This window comes from Acidocella sp. (genome assembly GCF_035535915.1).
Taxonomy (GTDB): domain Bacteria; phylum Pseudomonadota; class Alphaproteobacteria; order Acetobacterales; family Acetobacteraceae; genus Acidocella.
On sequence record NZ_DATLPB010000024.1, the window covers coordinates 41,959 to 62,802 of the forward strand.

General features: G+C 65.3%; 20 protein-coding genes and 1 pseudogene. 7 read left to right on the forward strand and 14 right to left on the reverse strand.

Features of this window, described 5'->3' with window-relative positions:
• Positions 1-133 precede the first annotated feature (133 nt).
• The 5 genes from VNC39_RS03085 to VNC39_RS03105 all read right to left on the reverse strand — a co-directional run bounded on the left by VNC39_RS03085 (position 134) and on the right by VNC39_RS03105 (position 5,071).
• A complete protein-coding gene (locus VNC39_RS03085; protein WP_325396053.1) occupies positions 134-745 on the reverse strand; it encodes a PqiC family protein in 612 nt (203 codons plus the stop codon).
• Positions 742-1,701 (reverse strand): MlaD family protein, encoded by a 960-nt coding sequence (locus tag VNC39_RS03090; protein ID WP_325396055.1) that lies wholly within the window; start codon positions 1,699-1,701, stop codon positions 742-744. Before VNC39_RS03090 ends, VNC39_RS03085 begins: the two co-directional genes overlap by 4 nt.
• Positions 1,702-1,716: 15 nt before the next feature.
• Positions 1,717-2,499 carry an ABC transporter ATP-binding protein gene (locus VNC39_RS03095; RefSeq protein WP_408840116.1) on the reverse strand — a complete coding sequence of 261 codons (783 nt, stop codon included), beginning with the start codon at positions 2,497-2,499 and terminating at the stop codon, positions 1,717-1,719.
• 1 nt (position 2,500) lies between these two features.
• The gene (locus VNC39_RS03100; RefSeq protein WP_325396058.1) at positions 2,501-3,637 is read right to left on the reverse strand and encodes an ABC transporter permease; all 1,137 of its coding nucleotides are present in this window, start codon (positions 3,635-3,637) and stop codon (positions 2,501-2,503) included.
• A 378-nt stretch (positions 3,638-4,015) separates the two neighbouring features.
• Positions 4,016-5,071: an alpha/beta hydrolase gene (locus VNC39_RS03105; RefSeq protein WP_325396059.1), complete on the reverse strand. Its 1,056-nt coding sequence runs from the start codon at positions 5,069-5,071 to the stop codon at positions 4,016-4,018.
• A gap of 192 nt (positions 5,072-5,263) precedes the next feature.
• Here VNC39_RS03105 and VNC39_RS03110 point away from each other — a divergent pair, with 192 nt between their 5' ends.
• Complete coding sequence (locus tag VNC39_RS03110; RefSeq protein ID WP_325396061.1) at positions 5,264-5,482, forward strand: hypothetical protein; 219 nt, start codon at positions 5,264-5,266, stop codon at positions 5,480-5,482.
• On the opposite strand, the gene VNC39_RS03115 is transcribed toward VNC39_RS03110, so the two are convergent.
• Entirely contained in the window at positions 5,458-6,609 is a 1,152-nt protein-coding gene (locus VNC39_RS03115) for an L-dopachrome tautomerase-related protein (RefSeq protein WP_325396063.1), read from the reverse strand. The two genes, VNC39_RS03110 and VNC39_RS03115, sit on opposite strands and share 25 nt — an antisense overlap.
• A 273-nt stretch (positions 6,610-6,882) precedes the next feature.
• Here VNC39_RS03115 and VNC39_RS03120 point away from each other — a divergent pair, with 273 nt between their 5' ends.
• From VNC39_RS03120 to VNC39_RS03135, 4 genes are all read left to right on the forward strand, one after another.
• Positions 6,883-7,221: a nitrile hydratase gene (locus VNC39_RS03120; RefSeq protein ID WP_325396065.1), complete on the forward strand. Its 339-nt coding sequence runs from the start codon at positions 6,883-6,885 to the stop codon at positions 7,219-7,221.
• On the forward strand, positions 7,218-7,502 hold the full coding sequence (locus tag VNC39_RS03125) for an SH3-like domain-containing protein (protein ID WP_325396067.1): 285 nt from the start codon (positions 7,218-7,220) through the stop codon (positions 7,500-7,502). The genes VNC39_RS03120 and VNC39_RS03125 overlap by 4 nt, the downstream gene beginning before the upstream one ends.
• On the forward strand, positions 7,499-8,092 hold the full coding sequence (locus VNC39_RS03130; protein WP_325396069.1) for a nitrile hydratase subunit alpha: 594 nt from the start codon (positions 7,499-7,501) through the stop codon (positions 8,090-8,092). The genes VNC39_RS03125 and VNC39_RS03130 overlap by 4 nt, the downstream gene beginning before the upstream one ends.
• Positions 8,093-8,413: 321 nt before the next feature.
• Positions 8,414-10,735 carry a heavy metal translocating P-type ATPase gene (locus tag VNC39_RS03135; RefSeq protein WP_325396071.1) on the forward strand — a complete coding sequence of 774 codons (2,322 nt, stop codon included), beginning with the start codon at positions 8,414-8,416 and terminating at the stop codon, positions 10,733-10,735.
• Positions 10,736-10,797: 62 nt separating this feature from the next.
• Here VNC39_RS03135 and VNC39_RS03140 read toward each other — a convergent pair whose 3' ends face one another.
• Genes VNC39_RS03140 through VNC39_RS03150 form a run of 3 tightly spaced genes read right to left on the reverse strand, consistent with a single transcriptional unit; the run spans position 10,798 to position 13,752 of the window.
• Positions 10,798-11,241 carry a hypothetical protein gene (locus VNC39_RS03140; protein ID WP_325396073.1) on the reverse strand — a complete coding sequence of 148 codons (444 nt, stop codon included), beginning with the start codon at positions 11,239-11,241 and terminating at the stop codon, positions 10,798-10,800.
• 21 nt (positions 11,242-11,262) lie between these two features.
• A complete protein-coding gene (locus tag VNC39_RS03145) occupies positions 11,263-12,639 on the reverse strand; it encodes an MgtC/SapB family protein (protein WP_325396075.1) in 1,377 nt (458 codons plus the stop codon).
• Positions 12,640-12,663: 24 nt separating this feature from the next.
• The gene (locus VNC39_RS03150) at positions 12,664-13,752 is read right to left on the reverse strand and encodes an AI-2E family transporter (protein WP_325396077.1); all 1,089 of its coding nucleotides are present in this window, start codon (positions 13,750-13,752) and stop codon (positions 12,664-12,666) included.
• Positions 13,753-14,009: 257 nt separating this feature from the next.
• Here VNC39_RS03150 and VNC39_RS03155 point away from each other — a divergent pair, with 257 nt between their 5' ends.
• A complete protein-coding gene (locus tag VNC39_RS03155; protein ID WP_325396079.1) occupies positions 14,010-14,456 on the forward strand; it encodes a hypothetical protein in 447 nt (148 codons plus the stop codon).
• A gap of 277 nt (positions 14,457-14,733) precedes the next feature.
• Here VNC39_RS03155 and VNC39_RS03160 read toward each other — a convergent pair whose 3' ends face one another.
• Positions 14,734-15,792 (reverse strand): alpha/beta hydrolase, encoded by a 1,059-nt coding sequence (locus tag VNC39_RS03160; RefSeq protein WP_325396081.1) that lies wholly within the window; start codon positions 15,790-15,792, stop codon positions 14,734-14,736.
• 788 nt (positions 15,793-16,580) lie between these two features.
• Here VNC39_RS03160 and VNC39_RS03165 point away from each other — a divergent pair.
• Complete coding sequence (locus VNC39_RS03165; RefSeq protein ID WP_325396083.1) at positions 16,581-17,018, forward strand: retropepsin-like aspartic protease family protein; 438 nt, start codon at positions 16,581-16,583, stop codon at positions 17,016-17,018.
• 3 nt (positions 17,019-17,021) lie between these two features.
• Here the strand turns inward: VNC39_RS03165 and VNC39_RS03170 are convergent, their stop codons facing one another.
• The 4 genes and pseudogenes from VNC39_RS03170 to VNC39_RS03185 all read right to left on the reverse strand — a co-directional run bounded on the left by VNC39_RS03170 (position 17,022) and on the right by VNC39_RS03185 (position 20,792).
• Positions 17,022-18,722 (reverse strand): methyl-accepting chemotaxis protein, encoded by a 1,701-nt coding sequence (locus VNC39_RS03170; RefSeq protein ID WP_325396085.1) that lies wholly within the window; start codon positions 18,720-18,722, stop codon positions 17,022-17,024.
• 141 nt (positions 18,723-18,863) lie between these two features.
• Entirely contained in the window at positions 18,864-20,048 is a 1,185-nt protein-coding gene (locus VNC39_RS03175) for an MFS transporter (protein WP_325396087.1), read from the reverse strand.
• A gap of 28 nt (positions 20,049-20,076) precedes the next feature.
• Positions 20,077-20,450: pseudogene (arsC, locus tag VNC39_RS03180) on the reverse strand (arsenate reductase (glutaredoxin)).
• Positions 20,451-20,468: 18 nt separating this feature from the next.
• Complete coding sequence (locus VNC39_RS03185) at positions 20,469-20,792, reverse strand: ArsR/SmtB family transcription factor (protein ID WP_325396089.1); 324 nt, start codon at positions 20,790-20,792, stop codon at positions 20,469-20,471.
• Between the last annotated feature and the right edge of the window lie 52 nt (positions 20,793-20,844).

The following is a 20,844-nucleotide window of genomic DNA, read 5'->3' on the forward strand; positions in this document are numbered from 1 at the left end:
TGGCAAAGACATATAAAAAGGCGCCTGCTTTTCAAGCGACCATTTTCTACGCCAGAAATTCACAAAGAGAGTGATGGCAACAAGAAAAATTTCGACGAACAACAAAGCGTTCAACGGTTATCGTCGTCATCTCTTAGCCGCGCTGTGGCAGCTCAATGCTCACGTCCCGTTCGATCCGCGCTGCCAGCCTATCCAGAACTTCATTGGTCAGCGCCACAATATCCAGGTCTGTCTTCACCGGACCGGTGAGGGCAAAGGCGGTGCGGTCATGCAGCTCCAGGCGCCGTTCATCGCGGGGCACGATCGTCCAATCCGCGGCGAGCGAAGCCGTGCCGTCCCCGCTCACATCCAGCCGGCTGATATTGATGAACAGACGGTAGCGCGCCGGGCTCACCAGCGGCTGGTCAGTGATGAAGAGGTCAGGCCGTGCGGCAGCGAGGCGGGCGGTGATGAGGTCGGTGGCGCCAATCGAAAGCCGGCTCGCCCAGCGGGCATGGAAGCTGCGGTTAATCTGGCTGCCCTCGCGCAGCACGATGTCCTGCGTGTCGAGGTAATCGGGCAGCACGATGCGCCACACCTCCAGGCTCGCCGGCGTCTGCGCGGGGCCGGTATCCACCGGAACGGCGGGCGCATCGAGCGTATAGACCTTGAGCGGCGGCGCGGCGCAGGCGGCGAGGCAAGCGGTCATGCCGAATGCGAGGGCGAGGTACCGCGGCCCGCGGCGGAGGCTGGGCGTTTGTCTCACGGTTGGCGTCCCATCAACAGAAGTTGTGGCTCGCGTTCAATCTCGCTCGCGAAGCCGCGCATGGAGGCTGCGGCGGCGGCAAGGTCACGGAGGGTCGCGTCGATATCGGCGCGCTGGTCGGACCGGGCCGCGGTGAAGTTGCGCAGTTCGGTCACCATCTGCTGCGTCTGGACAACGGCGGTATTGGTGCTGAGCAGCAGCTTGTGGAGGTCGGCACCGCGCCCATTCAACTGCGTGGTGGCGGCGTTTGCCATCGTGTTAAAGGCGGAGAGCGTGGTCGTCAGCTGGGTCTGCAGCGTCTCGAGCGTTTTGGTCGCCGTGTCCACCAGCACGCGTGACTGGTTGGAGGTCTGCTGTGCGCTCGCGATCAAGGCCGGCGTGTCCTCGTCCAGCTTGTCGGCCAGGATGCGAATGCTCTCAAGCGACCTGTTGATATTATTGGCCATTTCCTGCAGCGGCAGCTGCTCCAGCGTCTGCTGCGTCCTTTGCATGATGGATTGGCGGACGGGGATTTCGGGATATTTCGAAAGCCCCGGGTGCAGCACGGCCGGCGTGCTCGGGTCGAAACTGAGTTCGATGGCTGCCTGCCCGGTCACCAGGCTTTGAATATTCACCTCCGCCCGCAAGCCGCGGCGAACGAATTCGTTCACGCCGATGATTTCCCTCTTGTCGGTGCTGTGCACGCGCCGCGGGTCCAGCACCAGCGTCACCGGGATATAGGCGGTGAAGGTACGCCGGTCGAAGGTGAGTTCAATATCGCTCACCGAGCCCACCGGCACGCCGCGGAACGTCACCGGCGCACCGATGGAAAGGCCGGAGGCCGAACCCTGGAGCACCACGACCGCGCGCACGACCCTGCTGAACGGGTTGATCTGGCCGAACAGGATGATGGCGCCGAGCGCCAGGATAATCCCGCCCAAGACGAAGGCGCCAACGACGGTTTGCCTGTTTCCCATGTCCTGTGTCTCCGGTCAGGCGGTGTTGGAGGGGAGGCGTTGCATGAAGGCGCGTACCTGCGGGTCGTCGCAATGGTCCCGCATAGAGCGCGGTGAGCCATGGGCGATCGGGGTTTTGGTGACGTTATCGAGGTAAATGCCGTCATCGGCAATGGCGAAGAGGCTCGGCAATTCGTGGCTGACGATGATGATGGTGGCCCCCAGCCCGTCGCGCAGATTGAGGATGAGCTCGTCGAGCCGCGCCGAGGTGATGGGATCGAGCCCGGCGGAAGGTTCGTCGAAGAACAGGATATCCGGGTCGAGCGCCAGCGCGCGCGCCAGCCCCGCGCGCTTGCGCATGCCGCCGGAAAGCTCCGAGGGGTACTGGTCGATCGCCTGCAGCATGCCCACGAGACCGAGCTTGAGTTCCACCTGCGCGCGGATGGAGGTCGCATCCAACCGCGTATTCATCTGCATCGGCAAGGCGACATTCTCGCCGACCGTCATGGAACTCCAGAGCGCGCCGCTCTGGAACAGAACGCCAAAGCGCAGCGCCATCATCGCGCGCCGTGTGTCATTCGCGGCCCAGTAATCTTCGCTTTCCAGGTGGTATTGTCCGGCGACGGGCCGCAAAAGGCCGATCATGCTGCGCAGAACGGTGCTTTTGCCACACCCCGATCCGCCCATGACGGCGAAGACGCTCCCCCGCCGTACGTCCATGGAGACGTTTTTCTGGATGATTTTCGGCCCATAGGCGAGGGTGACGCCATCGAGTGTGAGAAGCGGCGCTGGATGTGACGCCGGCGCTGCCACCGCCATGTCAAATGCCGATGGCATTGGCGATCACCGCAAAGAGTGAATCGATCGCAATCACGCCGACCACGCCAGCCACCACGGCGCGGGTCGCGGCGATGCCGACATCGGCCGCGCTCCGCCCGGCCTTGAGGCCGATGCGGCAGCTGATCAACCCGATGAAGACGGCAAAGACAATCGCCTTGATGAAGCCGAATATGAACTGGTTGAAGGGCACCGCGCCCAGCGTCTGAGTCACATAGCCCGCGAGCGTCACATGCAGCATGGCGACCGCGACGACGCACCCGCCAAGCATGCTGACAAGACAAGCATAGAGATAGAGAAGCGGCATGGTGATGACGAGGGCGAGCACGGAGGGCAGAATGAGGTAGCTTGAGATCGGAATGCCGGTCACCGTCAGCGCGTCGATCTCCTCATTGCCGAGCATGGTGGCGATGCGCGCCGCATAGGCGCCGCCCGTGCGCCCGGCCATGATGATGGCCGTCATCACGGCAGCCATTTCCCGCACCATGGCAATGCCGACGAGATCGGCGACATAAACACCGGCCGCGAATTTCTCGAGCTGAACGGCGCCGACGAAGGCGAGGATGGCGCCGAGCAGGAAGTTGACGATGCTGACGATGAGCAGCGAGTCGGGACCGGCATCGCGTATATTGGTGAGCAGATCCACCGGGCGCATGCGGCTTCGCCCCAGCACCGCCCGCGCGCCGTTCCAGGTGGTGGTGGCGGTGAGTTCGGTGAGGATTCCAACCTCGGTGAGGCTGTCGAGCGTCCAGCTGCCCAGGGCGGCAAGCGGATTGAACCAGCGGCGGCGCCGCGGCTTCTGGGCAACCCGTGCGGGGGGCAGGAGGCCGAGCAGCTTGTTGGCGGAAGGCGGCAGGTTCGCACCGTCGAAGGCGATGCCGGCGCCCTCCGCCGCCTGCCGCACCTCCCACAGGAAGGTGACGAGCGCGCTGTTCCAACGGCCAAGCGGCGCCGTATCGAACACGAGCGGCGCCGCCGGCCGCGCCGCCTGCAGCCCGTTCACGGGAAAGCGAGGCAGGCTACCGCGCTGCGCGGTCCAATCACCGGAGAGGGTAAGCCGGTTCAGCCCCTCCGCAGCCTCTAAGCGCCAATGCGGGGAACCATCACTTGCTGCATCCATGATCCGATCATATCGTTGCACGACCGACACGCAACCCAGAAAGGCGGATTCGCCACGCTTGTTTGAGGCTGGCGGGCAGTTGCCCGGTTGCGGGACATTTTCTGCCGGCCCTGCCGCCTCCGCGGGCCTACCCTGGACATTGATGTCGTCTGCATGGCGGGCAGGCCGAGCAGCATCGCGGGCATCGGCGCGCCATGGGTCCATGGGCTCCAAATGCAAAGAACCCAGCCCTGGACGGGCTGGGTTCTGATCGATGGGATGCGTCTTGCCTGAGCGCATCACATGCGTCTGAAGGGGCCGTCCGTTACGCCAGAGGCGCTCTGGTTGCCGATAATCCAGGCTGCAGGCTGGCCCGGAGGACGAGCCTGCGCCTCATCGTCAGTGACCGAGATGCTGGTCCATGAACGCGCCTTCTTCCGTGAAGGCCTGCCGGTCTTCAGGAATGCGGTCGTCAATGGAGAACTGGGCATGGGACATGCCCTCGAACACCAGCAAGCTGGCCGGCACGCCGGATTGCAGCAGTTTCTGATGCGTGCGGACCGTGTTGCTCAGCATCAGGTCGCGCGTGCCCGTGGCCATGATGGTCGGCGGGAACCCGTGGAAGTCTCCAAGCAAGGGCGAGATCATCGGGTCCGCCATGTCATGCCCGTGGGCGTAGAAACGGGCTGCGGCATCGCATTGCTCGTCAGGCGCCACCAGGACGTTGTCGACCAGCGCGTTGGTCCGCGAGGAATCGCCCTCATCCACCATATCCGCCATCGGGGTGTTCACGGCGATGGCAGCCGGCATCGGCAGATGCTCCTGCTTAATCCGCAGCATCATCTCCAGCGTGAGCGCGCCACCGGCGGACCGGCCGAACACGCCGAGATCTTTCGGATTCGTTGTCTTCAGCTCGGCCTTGTAGACCGTCATCGCGTCGTCGAGCGCCGCGGGGAAATAGGCCGTGGGCGGCATCCGGTAGTCGACGGAGATGACCCGGATATGGCTTATGCCCGCCATCAGCAACGCCTCGGGCAAGGCGGCCTCGCCCCCGCTCAGCACGTAGCAACCGCCATGCACGTGAATCAGCAGGCGCTTGGCGTTGCGTGCCGGGATGGTCTCTGGCGTGAGGCGATAGACCTTCACGCCGTCGATCGTGGCCGGCTCGATCTTGACGTGCAGCCGCTGTGCCATTGGCCCGACCTGGGCGGCGACGCCGGCCGCGAGCGTGTCCGAAAGCTGCTTCCAGCCCTGGGGCGTGGTCGGCGGCGTGTTCCAGCCGCTGCTCAGCGGCCTGGCGATCACGGCCTGCAGCTGCGGGCTAACATCGCCAGGAACGGGGATGGTTTTCGCGGGCACGTCGCGTGGCGCCAGCGTCGTCTGGGCCATCGCGGCGGGGGCAAGCAGCATGAAAGCCGCCGCCGCGAATGCGCGGGCCGAATCTCGTTTGTGCATCAAAGTCTCTCTGTCTGTCTTGGTCCACTCACCCTACCGTGTAACAGTACGTGAGCTGCTGGTTACAATAGCGCCTATCGATTGATAAATAACTCTGATTGCAGGAGATGGCTGTTATGCGGCCCGCCGGTGCGAGGCTGTCACCGTCATTCGTTCCGACAAAAGAAAATCCACAGAGTTGGGGATAACCTTGTGGATTTGCCATGTATTCGGCTGCACACGCCGCCATCCGCCTATACCGGCGTCAGTTTTGCTGCCCAGGACGAAACGCCGGCGATGTGGGTGACGGCGATGCCCGAGGCCCGAGCATCGCATCACCATCTGAAGTCCCGGCCGAGCGGTCTCGGAGACTTTCAGGTCGCGGCCACCGTGGCCCTGGCGAGCAGCTACGGAGATTTCGCGGCGACGTAATCGGGCAGCTTGACTTTGAAGATCGTCCACGGTCCGGACCGCGGCAAATGGTTCTTGAACACGATCTCCCATAAGTGCGAGTCCGCGATATAGAGATAGCCGCCGCTGATCGCGAAACCGTCCGCCCAAGAGAGGCGTCCTTTGTCGCGCACGAAGAGCTTTGATGTCAGCTTACCCGTTGCCGGATCGAGCCTGAGCGCAACGACGCTGGCATGCTCAAGATCACCGCCATAGAGCGTCCCATGCTGGTCCATGATCAACCCGCCGGTCAGTTCGGCCGCGCCGAGATACTGCACCTTCTGCGCCAGTTCGGCTGGGGTCAGGCTGGCATCAATCAATGCCGCAGTCGGGACACGCCAATAATTATGGTCGGTCAGCGGCCGGTAATAGACCCAGGCTGCGTCGGGCGAAAGCGCAATGCCATCGGCATGGATGGCGACCGGCTTGCCGTCCCTCCCCTCGGCCGGCTGGCCCCGGATCATCAGATGCTGGTGCGGATCGGCATAGGTCGAACGATCCCCCACCAGCACCTGGCGCGATGCCCCGGTCTGCAGGTTCAAGACCACCAGGCCACCCTTATTGGCGATGTTGGTGAGATAAGCGTAGCCATGCACCAAATCGATGCGAACATCGTTCAATGAGTCCGACGGTGCGACCACGCCCTGGAACCCGTAGCTGCGAATCACCTGGTTGTCGCTCAGATCGAACTCGACGAGTTTCGGCGGAATCGGCTGACCGACGCTGAGCACCGCGCGCCCTGAATCCAGGACCCAGAGATGATCGGCCTTATCGACCCACATGGCCTGCGGGACGGCCCACTCATGTTCGGGATCGTTGCCCGCCACATTCCAGCTCTGGTTCGGATACGGCGTGACCGCGCCGGTATGGACATTGACCTCCACCAGCTTGTTACCGCTCTTCGCCGCGGGGGCGCTCGCAAAGACGCGCCCTTCATGCGACACGCCGATGCCGACCAGTGCGAAGTGATCGAAGGACTTTACGGCAATCAGCGACGGTCCGAATTTCGGCGGCAACGCGGCCGCCGCCATGGAGGGCGCACCCGCTGCAAATGCCAGCAATAACGCTGACGCGACGAAGCTGATCTTCTTGAAGCTTACCTTCTTCATGTTTCCTCGTTTCATTTTTTATATTTGGTAGCGATGCTGCCATAACGTCTCAGGCTTGGCCAGTAAAGATTGGACACAGGCGCCCTTCACCGCCCTGCGGATCGTTCAGACGCGCCAGCGGTACGGCACGGTCCGCGACCGTTCGACCGGACCCGCCAGGCCGTGCCCGTCGGCGCCGGTATCAGCGAGCACGCCCCGGAGCGGCAACGCGGTCCCGCGCCCCTGGCACGCCGCTCGGTTCCCATCCACCGGCGCTTCGGCTAAGCTCCTGCTATGGCCGATGCAGCTGAGACGGACCCCAATCCAGCCCGCGCCCATCACGATCTGGGCGGGATCGCGAAATATATGTGCGAGGCGGTCGATACCGAGCCGCACGAACTCACCGAGTTCGACCGCGAGGTGGATGCGCTCCGCCAGATCCTCGGGCTGAAGCGCGTGATGAGTGTCGACGAGCTGCGCCGTGGCATCGAGGCGATCCCGGAGGCCGAGTACCACGCGCGCAGCTATTACCAGCGCTGGATTCGCTCGATCGCCGATAACCTGCTGCGCAAGGGCGTGATCACCGCCGCCGAGCTCAAAGCGGCCCTCGCCAATAGCAGGATGTGCCCATGAGCGCCCTCGCCCCCGGCCAAATTGTGCGCGTGCGTGACGACTGGCCGGAGGCGCGCGGGCCCGTGCATATCCGCACGCCGCATTATCTGCGCGGCCGTATTGGCACGATCCGCGATGTCCTCGGCCGCTTCGCGAACCCCGAGGATCTCGCTTTCGCGCGACCGGCGCCGAGCCTCACGCTCTACCACGTTGCCTTCGACCCGGCCTCGCTCTGGGGCGACGCCACGGCCGGCGACGAGATCCTCGTCGAGCTTTACGAATCCTGGCTGGAGGAAGCATGAGCCTGTCGGAAACGGAACTGCTCCACGCGCCCGCGGAAGCGCTCCTCGTCGCCATCCGCGACCTTCTGGAGGCCAAGGGCATCGTCTCCACGGCCGAGATCGCCGAGCGCATCGCCATCACCGATGCCGCAAGCCCCAGGATCGGCGCCGCCATCATCGCCCGCGCCTGGACCGATCCGGAATACCGCGCGCGCCTGCTGGCGAACGGCAGCGCGGCGGCCGAGGAAATGGGGGCTTCGATGCGCGGCGCACCGCCCCTCGGCGTGCTCGAAAACACCGAAACTGTGCATCATCTTGTCGTCTGCACGCTGTGCAGCTGCTATCCCCGCGCGGTGCTCGGCTACCCGCCCTTCTGGTTCAAGTCGGCGGGCTATCGCGCCCGCGCCGTGCGCGATCCGCGCGGCGTGCTCGCGGAATGGAACACGACGCTGCCGGACGGCGTTTCGATCCATATCGTCGATTCGACAGCCGACTACCGCTGGATGGTGTTGCCGCGCCGTCCCCTCGGCACCGAAGACTGGAGCGCGGACCGGCTCGCAGCCATCGTGCGCGAAGGCGACATGATCGGCGTCACCGTGCCGTCGATCTGAGCGCCGGCCACGAACAAATTCTCCCCAAGGGTCGGACGTTCGAATCCCCTCGGGCGCGCCACGGCATTCCGTGAAAATCAAAACATAAACAGGCCGGTCGGCTGCGACGGGCCTTGACGTGACCCGTGGCGTTGGCGGCGGCTCAAGCTGCGACGTCCCGCCCTTGACCTATATCAATGAAAAACGCCCCGAATCATCGCTCGGTCTTCGCGAAAGACCGTGCGGCCGAGCGACGATGCCGACCATTCCCATATCAAACGATACAGGAAACGAACGGGGAGAGACGGATGCCGGAGGATACAGACGAGCACGTAGGCGCAAGTGGCTGATCGCAAACAAATCCCGAACCTTTCCTTGCTGGCCCTGGCCGCCGGTGGCCTGGGCGCAGGTTTATGCGCGCGCTGGCTCGGCCGGGAGGACTGGGCCACAGGACTGATGCTGGCCGGGGCTGTCCCGGTACTCGCGGCCGTCCTGCTCGCCAGCGCGGCCAGCCTGTGGCGGCGAGAGGTGGGTCTCGACATCATTGCGCTGCTTTCGATCGGGGGCGCCCTTGCACTCGGCGAATATGTCACCGCCGGTGTGATCGCCGTCATGCTCTCGGGCGGCCGCGCGCTTGAGGATTTCGCCGCAGCGCGGGCGCGGCGCGAGATGTCGGCCCTGCTCGCGCGTGTCCCGCGCACCGCCAGCCGCTATGAGGACGGCCGGATCATCGCCGTTCCCCTCGACTCTGTCGCCGCCGGAGACCGCCTGCTGGTACGGGCCGGGGACGCCGTGCCCGTGGACGGGATCGTGCGGGACAAGGCCGCGGTCCTGGACGAGTCAGCGCTGACCGGCGAGCCCATTCCGGTCACGCACGAGGCAGGCGCGGCGGTGCGCAGCGGTGCGGTGAACGCGGGCGCGCCCTTCGACATGGTCGCCACGGCGGATGCTGCGGACAGCACATTTGCCGGCATCGTCCGGCTCGTTCGACAGGCGCAGGAGGCGAAGGCGCCGTCCGCCCGGCTCGCGGACCGGGCCGCCTTCCTGTTTACCCCGCTCACGCTCGCCCTCGCCGGGGGCGCCTGGGCCTGGAGCGGTGATCCCGTGCGTGGCCTCGCCGTCATGGTGGTTGCCACGCCATGCCCGCTGATCCTGGGCGTGCCGGTGGCCATCGTCGCCGGCCTGTCGCGCTGTGCCGGGCGCGGCGTGCTGGTGAAGGGTGGCGGCGCGCTGGAAGCGCTGGCACGGGTGCGCACGCTGTTCCTCGACAAGACCGGCACGCTCACCGCCGGACGTGCCCGGGTTGCCGCCATCCAGCCGACGCCGGGCACGACGGGCGACGAAGTTCTGCGCCTCGCGGCCAGCCTGGACCAAGCCTCACTGCACACCATCGCCCAAGCCGTGGTCGCCGCCGCCCGGACACGCGGCCTCGTTCTGGACTTGCCGACGGCTGTGGAGGAAGAACCCGGCGCGGGTGTGAGCGGCACGATCGGCGGGCGCCGCGTCTCGGTCGGAAGTCACGCCTACGTGGCCGCGCGGGCCGCGCCCACCGAATGGAGCGGGCGCTTCCTGCGCCGTATGGGCTATGAGGGCGCAACGGGTGCCTTCGTGGCGGCGGACGGCGCGATGCTCGGCGCCATCCTTCTCGCCGACGAGATCCGCCCTGACGCATCCAGGGCGCTGCGTCTGCTGCGCCAGGCCGGCATCACCCGCATCGTCATGCTCACCGGCGACCGGCGCGACGTTGCCGAGGCCATCGGCGCGGTACTCGGCGTGGACGAGGTCCGGGCGGAACAGCAGCCACAGGACAAGCTCTCCGCCATTGCCGCGGCGCGCACGGTTCCGGGGGAGACCTGCGCGATGGTGGGGGACGGGGTGAACGACGCGCCCGCCCTCGCGGCGGCCGATGTCGGCATCGCCATGGGCGCGCGTGGATCCGGCGCCTCATCGGAAGCCGCCGACGTGGTGCTGCTCGTCGACCGGCTGGACCGGCTGGCCGAGGCGCTCGCCGTCGCGCGCGGGGCGCGGCGCATCGCCCTCGAAACCGTGGCGGTCGGCATGGGCCTGTCCTTCCTGGCCATGGTGGCCGCCGCGCTGGGCTTCCTGCCGCCCGTGGCCGGGGCGCTGCTGCAGGAGGTGATCGACGTCGCCGCGATCACGAACGCTCTACGCGTGCTGCATGTACGCATCCCGGGGCGACCACGGGTCGCGCTCCCGGTCGCGGAGGTGGCGCGGCTCGACGCGGAGCACGAACGCCTCGTCGGGCCAATCGCGCGCCTGCGGGCGGTTGCCGACGAGCTCGCAACGGCGCCGCCCCGGCAGGCAGCCGCCGCCCTGGCCGAGGTTGAACAACTCGTCCGGGAACGGTTGCTGCGGCACGAAACGGAGGATGACACGCAGCTATATCCGACCATCGAGCGCGCGCTGGGCGGCGGCGACCCGATCGCCGCCATGCACCGAACCCACCGCGAGGTGCAGCAGCTCGGCGGCCTGCTGACACGCATGACCGCCGACCTGCCCGCCGAAGGGCCCAGCCCGGCCGAGGCAAACGATTTTCGGCGCGTGCTCTACGGGCTCGATGCCATATTACGGCTGCACTTTGCGCAAGAAAATGAGCTCTACCATAGCCTGGCCGACACCGAGCACACCAAACACGCGCAATAGCCCTGGAAAGCGTCCGAGCGTGCGACGTCCTCTGTTCTGCAAGGTTTCGCGCAGACCAACCGTCAAGCGCGTCCTACGCGCCCGATCAGCATCGGGAACAGGGCGAAGGCCACTTGCCCGGCGAGCCCCAAGAGGCCGGAAGCACTGCGCCAGGCTGCAAGTTGATCCTGAAAGGTTCTGCCGAACCCAAACAAGCCAAGCGCGGTCTCCACAACCAGCAGCAAGAGGAAACCGACACCTCCCATCATCAGGCGGTCGGTTGCCTTGGGCGTCACACGAAACCACCGGATCAGCGCCGCCGCAGCGACCCACGAGACCACGAGCATGACAGGCAATTCGAGCGCCACGGCTGTCAGCGCGCCGGTGCGCGGCATGACCCAGAATACGCGCACGGCGCCCAGCAAAAAACCCGCCGCGAATACGATCATGAAGTCGGCGAGACCCGCCAAGGCAGCCCGAGCACGCGGATGATCGGACACACACAATGCGCATTTCAGCATGCTCATCTCCTCTCCTCAGCGGGAAAATCATCCGAACGCCGTTAGGACTGCAATGGCCCATGCGACAGCAATCGGCGCCACGATTCCCGGCGCGATGCGCAATGCAAAGGCGCGGGACCCGGCGCCGATCGCCAGGGCTATTTTTGCCGCGGCGTTGCTCGTCATCGCGGCAAGGATCGGCAGGACGGCATCTTGCGGTGTCATTTTCGCCGAGGTGACCAGGGAGGCGATCGAGATCGCGGGCGAATGTGTATCGACAAAGCCTGCGACGATCGTTCCGACCATCACGCCGGCCTCCCCAAGCCTGTATCTCAACGCCGCCGAGACAAACAACATGACGGCCATCATCGCGGCGAGCCCAAGGGCGGTTCCCACGCTAAAAGCCCGCCCAGGTTCGGCGCCGGAGATCGCGTCCGGGGTGACCGCGCGCAGCGCAAAGCCGAGTCCATAGAGCGCTGCCCCGATGGCGCCTGCCGCCAGTGCCGGCGCCATCAGCAAGAGAGTTGAACGGGAGATGGCCGCGAGCAGGACAGCCAGTTGGATGAAGGTCGCGACGGTCGAGAAAGCCGCCGCGGCAACGGCCGCCCTCATGCTCGCCGGATCCCGCGCCGCGCGCCCGGCCATCGACCCGATCGTTGCCGTGCTGGACACGAAACCTGACGCAAGGCCGGCGATCGGCAACCCGAAGCGAACGCCAAGCACCCGTGTTGCGGCATGCCCGCATGCGCCGATCGCCATGATCAGGATGACCAGAAACCAGATGCTGTGAGGATTGAACGCCTGAAGGGGGCCCAAATAGCGATCGGGCAGTTGCGGCCAGATGATCAGTGTCGCGACCGCGAAGACAAGACCGTCTGTGACCTCAGCGCCGGTCAGGATCTGTGTGACAAAACCATGCAGTGGCACCTTCGCGGCGAAAATGACGGCAACCGCGGCGCCAAGCCCTGCAGCGAGGCTTGTATCCGACATCGCCAGGCCGCCGAGCAGCGGCGTGACAAGCAGGCCGATCTCGGTCGTGAGACCAGGGTCATCGCCGCGATTCCGAGCGTACGACAAAGCTGTGAGACTCATCACCCCAGCTTCTGCGAGTGCGAGAAAAGCTTCGCCGCCGAGACGCATCGCAACCGCACCCAACAGCGATGCCAGGGTGAAAGTCCGTATTCCTGCCGGGCGGCGACCTGGGCCGATCCCCTTGGAACGTTCGCGCTCAAGGCCAATGAGAAGCCCGATGCCGATTGAAACGCCAAATCCAAACCACGGGGCTGAAATCATGGCTTGGCTTTTGATCTGCGGCCTCCGACCGAGGCACCGATGCTCCATGCGGCGAACAGTCCGACGAGGCGGCGCATCTGCAGCAGCCACGGTGTCAACGGCGGCGATCCTGCGGCAGCTCGTTCGGGCCATCCTGGCGCCTCCGGCTCCTGGACATTAGTTTGCATCGGCTGGCCGCTTCATGTTTTCCGCGGCCTTCCCCAGGATGCCGTTGACGTAGAGCAGTTCCACCACCACCAGTAGGAACAAGGTGAGCGGCGCGGTCAGCAAGACGGCGGACAAACCGAAAAGCATGCTGAACGCGACTGTGGACAGCAAGGAGAGCACCGGCGGCAGGGATGTCGCCTCGGCCTGTACCATGGGGGTGATGAAATTGCCTTCAATGAAATGCACGCCAGCATACATGGCGATGACCCCAAGAGCGTAGAACGGCCCTTGGGTAAGGGCGACGAGCGTGGCGGGAACCACGGCTAACACGGCGCCGAAATAGGGGATGAACGTCAGCAGCCCGCCGACCAGTCCGAGCGCGAACGGCGCCTCGATGCCCAGCGCCCAAAGACCGAGGCCCGAGAGCGTGCCAATCGTGAGCATCACCACGAACTGCCCGAGCAGCCAGTGCAGCAACACCTCGCCGGTCCGGTCCAACACCCGGCCCGCAACGGCGAGGTGGGCCGGCGGCACCAGCCGCAGGCACAGGCGGCGGTAGAGACGCGGCTGGGCCGCGAGATAGATGGCGACCAGAAAGGTCAGAACGGCATAACCGAAAGTACGCGCAACGGCCTGCATCCCGAGCGCCACCGCCCGACCGGCCGTGCTGGTGAGTTCAGCGGGCGCGATCCCGCGCGCCTGCGTCAAGACATAGGGACCATAAGGCTGCGCCTCCAGCCAAGTGAGCGCAATGTGCAGGCCGCGCGGAACTTGCCGGACAAGCTCGTCAAACTGTCCGGCGGCGACAGCGCCAAAAAATGTAAGAGACGCTATCAGCGCCGCCACGAACAACAGCACGACCAGAACGAGCCCGGCCGCCGTGCCAATCCTCGCACGACGCCCCACTGATTCAGCGGCCCGGCGCAACCCGATCGCGATCAGCGCCGCCCCGAAAAATAGAATACCGAGATCAACCAGCCGCCAGGCCGCCAAAGCCAACGCCAGCACGAGGACGGTTATCAGCAGCTTTTTGGTGAAGCGTGCCAAGCCGGTATCGCCTGTCTGCTCCGTTGCAGGATTTGCTGGCGTCGTATCCACGGTTCTGCGGCCTCGCCGATACAGTTCATGTCTCTATGATCCGACCCGACCATTCTTACCTTGACCTAGCGCAAGAGACGGTCGGGGTGGAGGCGCGATATTCCCGGCGCCAAGCCGATGATCGCAGTTTTGATTGCGCCACCTCGGAAATGCAGATATCATTTCTTCTACGTTCCGTTCCAACCTAAACGGTCTCGCCGAACGGAAGGAAGCCTTGGTGTGGTAAGCATTTTACCTTCGTCCAGGGAGAGAGTCCGATGACCCACAATCCATTGCTGCTTACGCGTCTAAAGCGTCAGGCCGCCCGGCTGGCTCCGGCGTTGGCCGTTTCGCTTCCCCTCGCCGCTTGCGCCGAGCTGCCGACAGGCCCGACAGTCGCCGCCGTTCCCGGCGCCAACATGTCGTCGCAAGAGTTTCAGTCGGCTGATGTGGTGTGCCGCAATCATGCTCAATACAGCTTCAGGCTGCAAGCTGCGCCTCACGTGTCGGCGACCAACTACACGGCGGGGGGCGGCACCGCGCTCGTTGCCGCCGGCTACACGCCCCAACAGCAATACAATGTCGCTTACGCCCAATGCATGAATGCAAGGGGCGCCACGATCAACACCGCCGTCACGGCCCGCTATCCGAACTTTCCCAACTATCCGTACTATCCGTATTCGTATGAGATCTATCCCTGGACGACCAGGGTGGTCTGTTACTGATTCGGCCACGCTTTTCGTGAAAGTCGAAGCGGCTCTGCGGGCCGCCCGGCGGTTCGCGCACGAGGCGGGGGCCGCCGTGCCATTGGCTTCGATGAGTGATGACCATCCGGGAGATCCCGGCTCCCGGAGCTTGTCCTTTACTAACGCAATGTTATGTAGCGTGGCGCCACGTTCATGATCCATGCAAAAACCCCGGCCCTCACGGGCCGGGGTTTGGGATGCTCACATCACCAATGCGGTTCTGGGGATGCACGGCACGACATGCTGTCGCGCGCTGTCAGTGCCCCAGATGCCGGTTGAGGAAAGCAGCCAGTTCCGTGAAGGCCTGGCGGTCTTCGGGGATCTGGTCATTGATGGTGAACTGGAAATGGGACATGCCCTCGAACACCAGGAGGTTGGCCGGCACCCCGGACTGAAGCAGTTTCTGCTCGGTGCGGACCGTGTTGCTCAGCAGCAGATCCCGCGTGCCGGTGAGCAGGATGGTCGGCGGAAACCCGTGGAAATCGCCATTGAGCGGCGAGATCATCGGGTCGGCCATGTCATGTCCGTGAGCGTAGAACAGGGCCGCGGATTCACAGAAGCCGCTCGGCGACACCAGAACATTGTCGACCAGGGCATTGGTGCGGGAGGAATCGCCCCAATCCACGGCATCCGCCATCGGGGTGTTCACGTCGATGGCGCCCGGCATCGGCAGATGCTCCTGCTTCGCGCGCAGCATCATCTCCAAGGTGAGCGCGCCGCCGGCGGAACCGCCAAACACGCCGATATCCTGCGGCTTTTCCATCTTCAGCGCGGCCTTGTAGACCGTCATTGCATCATCGAGCGCGGCCGGAAAATAGGCGGTGGGCGGCATCCGGTAGTCGACGGAAATAACCGGGATGTGGCTGAAACCGGCCATCAGCACGGCCTCCGGCAGCGCGGCCTCGCCGGGGTTGAGCACGTAGCAGCCGCCATGGACATGGATCAGCAGGCGCTTGGCGTCACGCGCCGGGATGGTTTCCGGCGTGACGCGATAGACGTGCACGCCGTCGATCGTGCCCTGCGTGATCTTGACGTGCAGCCGCTTCGCCATCGGCTCAACCACGGCCACGGCCGCTTCGGCCTCGGAGTTCGCCATCTGCTGCCACCCTTGGGGGGTCGTCGGCGGCGTGTTCCAGCCGCTGCGCAGCGGATGCGCGATAACGGCCTGTAGCTGCGGGCTGACATCGCCGGGCACCGGAATCGTCTTCGCGGGCACGTCGCGCGGCGCCAGGGTCGTCTGCTGCGCCAGGGCGGCGGGGGCAAGCAGCATGAACGCCGCCGCGGCGAAGGCGCGGGCTGCATCTCGTTTGTGCATCAAAGTCTCTCTTTATCTGTCTCGGTCCAATTTACTCACAGCGCTATGTATCATCGAGGGATCATCTCACGCCGCGCGTAGCGATAACATCAATCGATTGATAAACAACGCCGATCCGCGGTGATGGCAGTTATGCGCGCGACCCACTTGAGCCGCCGGGGGGATGCGCGGCGCATTTCCCGGCCGTCGCCGCTTTCCCGGGGGATATGGAGATGAACGGCGTACCGGCTATGGTCCGCCACTTTGCCATGGAATTTCGCGGCGATGTCCATCCGACGCCGAGCCCGGCCTTTTCGCGCCCTGGAGCAACGGAATATGCCGAGATGAACGCATCGGCCAAAGACCTTCCGGCCATGGCTTCTGCACAAAGGCTTATGGCGGGTGGCCTTAAGGCTTATGGCGGCTGGCCACAGGCTTATGCCGCAATACGCAGATGCCATAGATCTGGCCGCTTAAATCGCTCTACTACCGGCCATGCGGATTGCCATTTTGGGTGACTCTTTCGATGGGCGCGCCACGTCTGTCTATTTTCGCCGAGGTGCCCCGAACATATGCTTCCTGCCAAATTCATTGGTCAAAGGGAGCAAGACGTCGTGCACAGCCTCGCCGAGGCCGGCCGCGATGCCGCGTGTGCACGGCGCGTGGCTCATCGGCATGTTGCCGCGCGCCCCTTGGTACCCCAACATCACAGGGATGTGCCCCTCGACGAGCGTCACGATGCATGAGCGGCCTCCGCGCTGCGGGCCAAATCCTGCTGACGTAACCTTTGAATTACTGGAACTCCACAAATGATTTTCCCGAAATATGTTTCATTATTCCTGCCGCTCGCGCTTCTCGCTTGCTCGCCGGCCCCCACCAAATCCCTCGTCGTCTCCGCCGACCCGCATCTCGGCGTTTACTTTGTTGATGGTTCCGTCAATAACAAACCCGTGACATTCCTCGTGGACACGGGGGCGACAATGCTCAACCTGCCGATCTCTTCCGCGAAATCAATGGGCATCACCATTCCTAAATCTTACCAATTGGCAACCCTCTCCGACGGCTCAGCGATCCAAACATATTCCGTCGACATCAAAAAGCTGAAAGTCGGAGACTGCACGTTGGACAACGTGCCGGCGACCTTTACGGACACATCATCGCCTTACGCGTTGTTCGGTGAGAGCGTGATCAAGAAGGTTTCGCTTGTCGTTGCCAATGAACAGATGAAAATTTCGTGTAAAGGATAAAAATTATCGGGCGATCTCGACTGGGAGCGCGGTCCGTTCGAGCACCGGCGCCACGGCGCTCTCATCGATGCGGAACTGACGGATCAGGCGGGCCAATTTCTCAGCCTCGCCTTCCAAACTATGGCTGGCAGCACTCGATTGCTCGACCATTGCCGCGTTCTGCTGTGTCACCTGGTCCATCTGGTTGACCGCGATGTTGACCTCGTTCAGCCCGGTCGCCTGTTCCTGCGCCGAGGCGGCGATGTCGGCCACCAGGCCGTTCAGCCGCGCCACCTGCGCGACGATCCGTTCCAGCGCCCGGCCGGTCTCGCCCACCAGCCTCACGCCGGCATCGACCTGCTGGCCGGAGGTGGAGATCAGCGCCTTGATCTCTTTCGCGGCATCGGCGCAACGCTGTGCCAGCGCCCGCACCTCGGCCGCGACCACGGCGAAACCGCGCCCTGCATCGCCGGCGCGCGCGGCCTCCACCCCGGCATTGAGCGCCAGCAGATTGGTCTGGAAGGCGATCTCGTCGATCAGCCCAATGATGTTGCCGATCTGCCGGGACGAGGTCTCGATGCCGTTCATCGCGGCCACCGTGTCTCGCACCACGGCGCCGGACCGTTCAGCGTCCGCTTCCGCGGCCGCGACGGTGTTGCGGGCTTCATTGGTGTTGTCCGCGGTGCGGCGCACCGTCGCGGTGATCTCATCGAGCGCCGCCGCCGTCTCTTCCAGGCTCGCCGCCTGCTGCTCGGTGCGCCGCGACAGATCATCCGAGGCCTGGGTGATCTCGTCAGCGCCTGACCTGACCCCCTGCGCCACGGCAGAGATCGCTTGCATGGTGTCCTGCAGGGTCGAGATCGTGGTGTTGAAATCCGCTCGCAGCCTCTCGTAATCGGCAGCCAGCGCCTCGGTCAGCCGATAGGCGAGATCTCCGGACGCCAGATGCTCCAGCCCCGTGGTGAGCGCTGCGACGGCCAGCTTCTGCTGGCGTGTCGCCTTCTGGCGTTCGGCATCGAGACGCCGCCTGGCATCATCGGCGACCTGGCGCTGTGCGGTCGCCTGCGCCGCGGCGTCGGCCTGCTCCTGGATGATCCGTCGCAGCGCCTCGACCGCGGCGCCGATGGCCGCCAGCCCGCGCGCCCGGCGCGCGCGCGCCGGCTCGGCCTCCACCATGGCTGAGGCCTTGCGGATCCCGGCGAATAGCAGGCCGATCACCACCCCGTCAGCGCTGATCGGCTCGTAGAGCGCCAGATAGGCCTCGCCGAAAATCTCCGTCTGGCCGCGATAGCTCAGCCCCTGGCGCAGCACACGCTCATAGGCCGGCCCCGGCGCCAGCCTGGTGCCGAGGGCGCGCGACCCGTCGGCGTTCTGCACATTCGTCGCGATCCGCTGATCGCCCAGGAAAATCGTCGCGGCGCCGCCGAATTTTGTCTTCACCGCATCGACCAGCGTGCAATCCCCATTCACCCGGTGCGTGCCGAACCATAAGGCGCCGTCCTCGAGCCGCGGCTCCCCCAACCCCTCCAGCGACATCCGCAGCATATCGAGATTCTGCTCGAGCCCGTTCTGGGCGACCATGTCGCGCCCCTGCCGCGCCGCTGCCGCCACGGCATCTTCCGCCTGCCGGCGCAACCGCTCCACACGCACCGAGATGCGCCATGTCCACACGGCGAGCAGCACTGCAACCAGAATCGCCCCAATTCCCGCCAGCATCGCAACCATGATCCCCCCGCGCGTATTGGCGCGCCGCTACACCTCAGTCAGCGCAAACGTCATGTCGTTAATTTTGCACACGCGACTATGCGGGGCATCGGGACTCAGGGCAAGTTCGCGGTGCCGGCGCGCACGTTGCCGCGCCAGTCTTCAGGTTTCCTGGGCCGCAGCGTGCCGAGCCGCCGGGCGAAGAAGCAACAAGGCGACAAACGAGGCGGCCGTCAGCCCGCCGGAGAGCAGCAGCGCGGACCACGGACCATCGCGGTCCAGGATGAGGCCGAACACCAGCGGCGCCGCCCCCTGCAAGACCCGCGCGGGCGCGGCGAGGAGCCCGGTCCTGAGCCCGTATCCCGCCGCCCCGAACAATGCGAGCGGCAGCGTGCCGCGGGCGATCGTCAGCAGCCCGTTGCCCGCGCCGTGCAGCAGCACGAACGGGATGGCCGCCATTGGCCCGAGGAGCGCGAGGCACACCGCGCCCGTGGGGTGCAGCATTGTGGCGAGCCGCGCCGAGAGCATCGGCGAGGCGTTCCGCAACAGGCTGAACTCCACCAGCCGTGCCGCCACCTGCGCCGGGCCCACCAGCGACGCCGCAAACACCGCTTCCGCCGGCGCCAGGCCCAGCGCCTGGAGCAGGCGCGGCAGATGGGCGGCGAGCGCCGTCGACACGAACCAGGTGGCCCCGAACACGCTGGCCAGCACGACCATCGTCCACGGCACCTTGCCCGTGTCGTCTGCCGCCGCGGCCGGCGGCGGGGCTGCCTTGGCCCGCGGCACCAGCAGCCGGTTGGCGGGCAGCCCAAGCCCGAGATGCAGCAGAGCCCAGCCGAGGCACGCGCCGCGCCAGCCGAACGCGTGGATCAGCGCCGCGCTCAGCGGCCAGCCCACCGTGCTCGCGAACCCCGCAAACAGGGTGATGCCGATGATCGCGCGCCGCGCCTCCGCGCCATAAATTCCGGCCGCCGTGGCGAACGCCGCCTCGTAAAGCCCGAACCCCATGCCGATGCCGATCACCGCCCAGCCCAAAGCGAGCCCGGCGAGGTTGGCGGCCAAGGCGAGCAGAACCAGCCCGGCGGCGAAGATGAGATTGGTCGCGGCCAGCACATCCCGCCCGCCATGCCGGTCGATCATCCGCCCGGCGAGCGGCCCGAGCAGGCCGGAGAGCAGCAGCGCGGCGGAGAAGATGCCGAAAAACCAGGTGCGCGAAATGTGCAGGGTCGCCGCGACCGGATCGGCAAACACCGCCGGCAGGTAATAGGTCGACCCCCAGGCGAGCGTCTGGGTGATGCCGAGCGTGGAGACGACGACGAGCCGGCTCCGCGATCCTGCGTCGCTCATGCGCGCTCGCACCAGCCGCGCGCCGCCCTCACGCCCCCTCGCCACTCTGCGGGTTGGCCAGCAGGTCCAGCACCGTTTCGGAGGGGCGGCATAGCTTCACACCCCGGTCGGTCACCACGATGGGGCGGTTGATGAGGATCGGATGCGCCATCATCGCATCGATCAGCGCCGCGTCGGTCAGCGCCGGATTGTCCAGACCCAGCTCATGATAGGGCGTGCCCTTCTCCCTGAGGAGCGCGCGCACCGGCACGCCCATGCGGGCAATCAGGTCGACCAGTTCGACGCGGCTGGGCGGCGTCTTCAGATACTCGATGATCCGCGGCTCTTCGCCGCTGTTGCGGATCATCGCCAGGACGTTGCGGGGGTGCCGCAGGCGGGGTTGTGATAGATGGTGACTGGCATTGCGAACTCCTCAAACCGTCAGATGTTGCCGAGCGCGGCCGGTGGGCAGGTTTCCGGTCGTCCCTGGCAGCAATCGCGCATCAGGAAGGCGATCAGACCCGACAATGCCTCATAGGCGGCGCTGTAGCGGATCGAGCGCCCTTCCCGCCGGGACTGAATCAGGCCCGCATGTTCCAGATGTGTGAGATGAAACGACAGGCGGGACGAACTGGCCCCGAGTTCATCGCCGATCGACCCGGCCGGCATTCCCCCCGGCCCGGCCATGACCAGCAGGCGCACGATCCGCAGGCGCGTTTCCTGTGACAAGGCGGAGAGCGCGGTCAGGGCTTGCGGTTCATCCATGACGATTCAATATCTCAAGAGACATTGAAATGAAAGAGGCCTGCCATCGGCC

Bases quoted from the DNA above. Each gene is read 5' to 3' on its own strand.
- VNC39_RS03090 (WP_325396055.1), bottom strand. From the start codon at position 1,701: ATGGGAAACAGGCAAACCGTCGTTGGCGCCTTCGTCTTGGGCGGGATT.
- VNC39_RS03095 (WP_408840116.1), bottom strand. From the start codon at position 2,499: ATGGCGGTGGCAGCGCCGGCGTCACATCCAGCGCCGCTTCTCACACTC.
- VNC39_RS03100 (WP_325396058.1), bottom strand. From the start codon at position 3,637: ATGGATGCAGCAAGTGATGGTTCCCCGCATTGGCGCTTAGAGGCTGCG.
- VNC39_RS03105 (WP_325396059.1), bottom strand. From the start codon at position 5,071: ATGCACAAACGAGATTCGGCCCGCGCATTCGCGGCGGCGGCTTTCATG.
- VNC39_RS03115 (WP_325396063.1), bottom strand. From the start codon at position 6,609: ATGAAGAAGGTAAGCTTCAAGAAGATCAGCTTCGTCGCGTCAGCGTTA.
- VNC39_RS03120 (WP_325396065.1), top strand. From the start codon at position 6,883: ATGGCCGATGCAGCTGAGACGGACCCCAATCCAGCCCGCGCCCATCAC.
- VNC39_RS03125 (WP_325396067.1), top strand. From the start codon at position 7,218: ATGAGCGCCCTCGCCCCCGGCCAAATTGTGCGCGTGCGTGACGACTGG.
- VNC39_RS03130 (WP_325396069.1), top strand. From the start codon at position 7,499: ATGAGCCTGTCGGAAACGGAACTGCTCCACGCGCCCGCGGAAGCGCTC.
- VNC39_RS03140 (WP_325396073.1), bottom strand. From the start codon at position 11,241: ATGAGCATGCTGAAATGCGCATTGTGTGTGTCCGATCATCCGCGTGCT.
- VNC39_RS03145 (WP_325396075.1), bottom strand. From the start codon at position 12,639: ATGGCCCGAACGAGCTGCCGCAGGATCGCCGCCGTTGACACCGTGGCT.
- VNC39_RS03155 (WP_325396079.1), top strand. From the start codon at position 14,010: ATGACCCACAATCCATTGCTGCTTACGCGTCTAAAGCGTCAGGCCGCC.
- VNC39_RS03160 (WP_325396081.1), bottom strand. From the start codon at position 15,792: ATGCACAAACGAGATGCAGCCCGCGCCTTCGCCGCGGCGGCGTTCATG.
- VNC39_RS03165 (WP_325396083.1), top strand. From the start codon at position 16,581: ATGATTTTCCCGAAATATGTTTCATTATTCCTGCCGCTCGCGCTTCTC.
- VNC39_RS03170 (WP_325396085.1), bottom strand. From the start codon at position 18,722: ATGGTTGCGATGCTGGCGGGAATTGGGGCGATTCTGGTTGCAGTGCTG.
- VNC39_RS03175 (WP_325396087.1), bottom strand. From the start codon at position 20,048: ATGAGCGACGCAGGATCGCGGAGCCGGCTCGTCGTCGTCTCCACGCTC.
- VNC39_RS03185 (WP_325396089.1), bottom strand. From the start codon at position 20,792: ATGGATGAACCGCAAGCCCTGACCGCGCTCTCCGCCTTGTCACAGGAA.